Origin of the sequence: uncultured Muriicola sp., from assembly GCF_947258935.1 — a bacterium.
Classification (GTDB): Bacteria; Bacteroidota; Bacteroidia; order Flavobacteriales; family Flavobacteriaceae; genus Muriicola.
Map to the genome: position 1 here is coordinate 1 of NZ_CAMYKH010000104.1, position 5,374 is coordinate 5,374.

Annotated in this window: 6 protein-coding genes; all 6 read left to right on the top strand. The window is 39.8% G+C overall.

The window, feature by feature from the left end; all coding sequences use genetic code 11:
- A partial coding sequence (locus Q0X72_RS12885) for a cation:proton antiporter (RefSeq protein ID WP_367180463.1) occupies positions 1-1,175 on the top strand: 1,175 nt, incomplete at its 5' end.
- Between the two features lie 47 nt (positions 1,176-1,222).
- Complete coding sequence (locus Q0X72_RS12890; protein ID WP_297766186.1) at positions 1,223-1,912, top strand: VIT family protein; 690 nt, start codon at positions 1,223-1,225, stop codon at positions 1,910-1,912.
- Positions 1,913-2,013: 101 nt separating this feature from the next.
- Positions 2,014-3,078 carry a magnesium/cobalt transporter CorA gene (gene corA / locus Q0X72_RS12895; RefSeq protein ID WP_297766188.1) on the top strand — a complete coding sequence of 355 codons (1,065 nt, stop codon included), beginning with the start codon at positions 2,014-2,016 and terminating at the stop codon, positions 3,076-3,078.
- A gap of 22 nt (positions 3,079-3,100) precedes the next feature.
- The gene (locus Q0X72_RS12900; RefSeq protein WP_297766191.1) at positions 3,101-4,333 is read left to right on the top strand and encodes an intradiol ring-cleavage dioxygenase; all 1,233 of its coding nucleotides are present in this window, start codon (positions 3,101-3,103) and stop codon (positions 4,331-4,333) included.
- 34 nt (positions 4,334-4,367) lie between these two features.
- Positions 4,368-4,805 carry an SRPBCC domain-containing protein gene (locus Q0X72_RS12905; RefSeq protein ID WP_297766194.1) on the top strand — a complete coding sequence of 146 codons (438 nt, stop codon included), beginning with the start codon at positions 4,368-4,370 and terminating at the stop codon, positions 4,803-4,805.
- A gap of 125 nt (positions 4,806-4,930) precedes the next feature.
- Positions 4,931-5,374 (top strand): NAD(P)-dependent oxidoreductase (locus Q0X72_RS12910; protein ID WP_297766197.1); only part of this gene is annotated, 444 nt, incomplete at its 3' end.

Sequence of the window (5,374 nt, forward strand, 5' to 3'; positions counted from 1 at the left end):
CTTTGATTTGCATTGTTGGATTGGCCGTTGTGTTATCTGGTTTTTTATTGAAAAAAATAAAGCAACCCACCCTTATTGCTTATATTCTTATTGGCATCCTAATAGGGCAGCACGGTTTTGACGTGATCGGGGATGAGACCAACATGCGATATATTGGCGAACTAGGGATCATTCTTTTGTTCTTCTTTATCGGGATGGAAATAGACCTTACTTCTTTTATAGGAAATTGGAAACTTGCGGTATTTGGAACCCTTGGCCAATTCCTTTTAAGTATTGGCAGCGTTTGGGCCATTGGAATTCTTTTTGAATGGAACACCACCCGAATCATTGTACTAGGATTTGTTATTGCACTTTCCAGTTCGGCTGTGATCTTCAAATTACTTGAGGACAAGCAATTGATGAATAAAAAGATAGGGCAAAATGTTTCCAGCATTCTCCTGGCTCAGGATATAGCCATCGCCCCAATCCTTATCATTATCTCTATAGTTGGCGGGGAAGATACTTCCTTCAACTCTGTAATCCTGAAGGTCATCGGGGGTGTCCTGATCATATCGACTATCATTTATATCTATATCAAAAAAGAAATTACCTGGCTACCCTTTAAAAGGTCTATTCAAAAAGATCATGAACTTCAGGTATTCCTGGCCTTGTTCTTTTGTTTTGCAGGGGCTATGATTGCCGGTTTGTTTGGTATTTCAGAAGCACTTGGTGCCTTTGTCGGCGGCCTGGTGATGCACGCGGGTAAGGCCACCAGGTGGATCCATGATGCCATTCATTCGTTCAGGATCCTTTTTGTGGCCATTTTTTTTATAAGTATTGGGGCCCAGATTAATATAGAGTTTTTACTAAGTAATCTTCTTCCTTTAGGGCTTGTAATGATTGCGGTGTATGTATTAAATCAATTTATTAATACCCTTATTTTAAAATCCTATCACAATTCGTGGAAAGATGCCATCTTTGGAGGAGCCATGTTGGCCCAAATTGGGGAATTGAGTTTTTTGATATGTATTACTGCTTTGAATCTGGATATTCTAACCCAGTATGCCTATGATTTTACGATATCCCTGATCTCCCTTACAATTTGTATTAGCCCTTTTTGGATTGCCATAACGGAAAAAATAAGTGGCAGTGGAAAACAAAAGGTTCTTAAAGATAGTACCCTGGTAAATAAATAAAGGCAACTAAATACAAAACAAGAATTTAACGCCTAAATAAAAGAACGATGAAAAAAGAAGAACATTATCTCATTCGTAGCGGTTGGTTACGAGCTTCTATTTTAGGTGCAAACGATGGGATCCTTTCAACCGCCAGTATTATCATTGGTGTAGCTGCCGCTTCTTCAACAAGGGAACCAATTGTTTTGGCGGGGGTGGCCGGACTAGTAGCGGGAGCACTCTCCATGGCAGCCGGGGAATACGTGTCGGTCAGTTCACAGACAGATATTGAAACATCAGATCTCGAAAGGGAAAAAAAAGAACTGATAGAAATGCCAGAGGCAGAATTAGAAGAACTTGCACAGATTTATGAAGACCGGGGTCTAACACCTGAACTTTCTGTTGAAGTAGCCAGGCAACTTACCGAACATGATGCCCTGGGTGCCCATGCCAGAGATGAGTTGGGTATAAACAGCATTACCAGGGCACGGCCATTGCAAGCCGCCTTTGCTTCTGGAGCCGCCTTTATATTTGGGGGCATATTGCCCGTATTGGCTGCTTTATTTGTTCCCGTAAAACCAATGATCTATTGGCAATATGTGCTGGCTACCCTCTTCCTTGCTACCTTGGGAGCTGTAGCTGCCAAAGCCGGCGGTTCCAGTATTAAAAAGGCTGTTTTAAGAATTACTTTTTGGGGCACAGTTGCTATGGGAATTACCGCCTATATCGGACATTTGTTTGGTGTTTCTATGAGTTGAGAAAATACTGACAGAGAATTTTGAATTAAATCAATAAAAAAAAATCGTAGCTTATTGGTGTCCAATTGACCTATTGGCATTATGTAACAAACTTTATGACCATGACTAGATTCATCAAGAAAAAAAAACAAGAAATAGGCTTGGCACCGGATGAACTTCTATTCCGAGGCAAAAAGAAGATCAATGAGGTAATACTACGCATCATAGATTTTGATGAAGAAACACTGGAAGAAGACGCCTTAAAAATGGTTCAGGATGTTCTAAAATACACGGAAAAAGATACTGTTACCTGGCTTAACGTAGATGGTCTGCACAATGCAGCAATCATGAAGGAGATCGCGGAAACTTTTGATCTGGATACCTTGGTGCTGGCTGAAGTGATGCAAACTCAGGCCAGGCCACGAGTTTTGGAATATGACAATTGTATTTTGATCACCATCAAAATGATGCAGCAAAACGAAGATACAGGCCAGATCATTGTGGAAAATCTCAGCTTGATCTTAACAGAATCTGTCTTAATCTCATTCCAGGAAAAGAGAGGTGATGTTTTTGAACCTGTGCGGGAACGCATTCGTAAACAGAAAAAAAGAATAAGAAACGGGGGTACAGATTATCTGACCTTTGCTTTACTCGATATTGTAATTGATAATTATTTATACGTGTTAAGTGTTCTCGGAGAAAAAATAGAAACCCTTGAAGACAACCTGCTAATAAATCCCAATGAGGTGGTCATCAATGAGATCAATAAATATAAGCGCGAATTGAATTTCCTGCGCAAAAGCATTAAACCCGCCAAGGAAATGATCTTTGTCCTGGCCAAAATGGAATCTGAATTCATCAATGAATCTTCCTATGTACATTTCAAAGAATTGGAAGATAATATTAGTCAGGCCCATGAAGTATCGGACAGTTACCGGGAGATCTTGTCAGACCAGTTAAACATTTACCACACCACTATTAGCAGCAAATTAAACGATGTAATGAAATTCCTGACAGTATTTTCGGTGATCTTTATCCCCCTCACCTTTATTGCGGGGATCTATGGCACTAACTTTGATGTCTTACCAGAATTGCATTTTAAATACAGTTACTTTATTATGCTGGGCGTTATGGTCATTGTAGCAGTGGGAATGTTACTGTATTTTAAACGTAATAAGTGGTTGTAATTCATTTTAAATTTCACCAGATATGAAATCTATTATGTGGTCTTTAAAAAAACAACATTTCCTTTTATTTCTACTCTTTTCATGGGTGTTGATTTCTTGTAATGGGCAAACCAAATCTGCTTCACAGCGATCTTCTACCTCATCTGTAAACAAAATGGTTGGAGGAGGATGCGATGGGTGCGAACTCATGTATGTGGATATGCCCGCTGAGTTACAGGCCATTGACACAAGTGCAGGATGGCAAAGCGGGGGTCAAAAGCTTCATGTCACTGGAAAGGTTTACCAATCTGGGGGTAAAAAGCCTGCCTCGGATATCATAATCTATTACTGGCAAACCGATGCGAACGGATATTATACTCCAAAAAAAGGGATGGATCCAAGAGCCAGAAGGCATGGCCATTTAAGAGGATGGGTAAAGACCAATAAAGATGGGAAATACGATATCTATACAGTACGTCCTGCTCCCTATCCCAACAATAACGAACCGGCTCATATTCACCTGTCCGTAAAGGAGCCAAATATTGCGGATGAATATTATATTGACGAACTTGTTTTTGACGATGACAAATTATTGACAGGAACGGTCCGAAGATCATTGGAAAATAGAGGCGGCAGTGGGGTGCTGAGATTACTTGTAGACGGAGATATACAAGTAGCTGAACACGATATAGTGTTGGGTTTGAATATCCCGGAGTATCCTACAACTAATACTGCTAAAGTAAGCTCAGGACTAGCCATTGGAGAGGACAATCCGTCCTTTACCCCCTATCATGCTTATGGTCCCGACAAGGGAACAAAAACCTGTCCTGTTTGTAAATATGGACGATATAATGGAATCGTTTATTTTGTAGGTAATCATCCTAATTGGGAAGACATCAAAACCTGGTTGCAATTCCTCGAATTTGAAAGTGACCGAAGAAAAGCCTATTTAAAAGCCTATTTTGTTTATGGGAATGAAAATGATTATAGCCATGAAGCGCGTCAAAAGGAATTAGAAATGCTCGGAAAGGAATTAGACCTGCAGTATACGGCCCTTACCTTTGTCCCATCTTTCTCAGATAAAAAAAGTGAAGTGGTTCTCAACAAAGTAAATCCAGAGGTGGAAAATACCATCGTCATCTATAAGAACAGAGCCATCATAGATAAATACATAGATCTTGCACCTACTAAAGAAAATTTAGCTCGTATTGCAGAAACCCTCGATGCCTCCCAGAACGACCTCTTTGGGTTGCCTTCTATATTCGACCATGAATGATCTTAAGGTCACAAATTCCTAAAACTAGGAACCTATGAAAAAAACAGATCCACCAATTGTTGTTGAAGCCAACTTTAACAAAAGTGCCAATGAGCTATGGAAAGCACTTACAAACATCAATGAAATGAAGAAATGGTATTTTGATGTAATGGATGATTTTCAACCAACTGTTGGATTTAAAATCAATTTCAAAGTACATTCAGAAGATAGGGTTTTTACACATCAATGGGAAGTTATTGAGGTGGTACCACACAAGAAGATAACCTATAGCTGGCGTTTCCTGGAATATCCGGGTGCTTCAACTTCTTGTTTTGAGGTATTTGGAGACCAAAACTCTTCAAGGCTGCAATTGACCATCCTTGTGCAATCCGATTTTCCCCAAGACATTCCTGAATTTAAACGCGAGAGCTGTATTGGAGGATGGGACTATTTTATTCAGGGTAATTTGAAGAAATATATGGCGGCCCTATAGGACTGCTTTGATCCCGTAGAATTGACCCCTTCAGATCAACTGAGAACCATATTTCAACAACTGAGCATTATAAATACCTGATATTCAGTAATTCTATATACTCTTGTGTCTAAAATCGTTTTAAAATGAAACTAACCATCATAGGAGGTACCGGAAAAACAGGGAAGGAACTACTAAAACAAGGCCTGGAAGCCGGGCATCATATCACCGCCCTGGTTCGGAATCCTAAAAAAGTGAAAATTCAACACCCCAATCTAAAAGTGGTACAGGGGAATGTATTAAATACTACAGATCTCGACGGTATTTTTAAGGGACAAGATGCCGTTTTGTCTGCTTTGGGTCATAAACGATTTTTAGGTCCCAGCCATATCCTATCCCAGGGGACGGAAAACATATTGCAAGCGATGAAAACAGATGCAGTATCTCGATTCATTTGTATTACTTCCATGGGGATCAATGACAACCGTTTTAAATTAGGGCTTTATTATACCCTTTTTGTGATCCCATTCATTGTCTTCTTTTACTTTCGTGATAAAGCCAAACAAGAACGGTTTATCATGGAAAGTGAT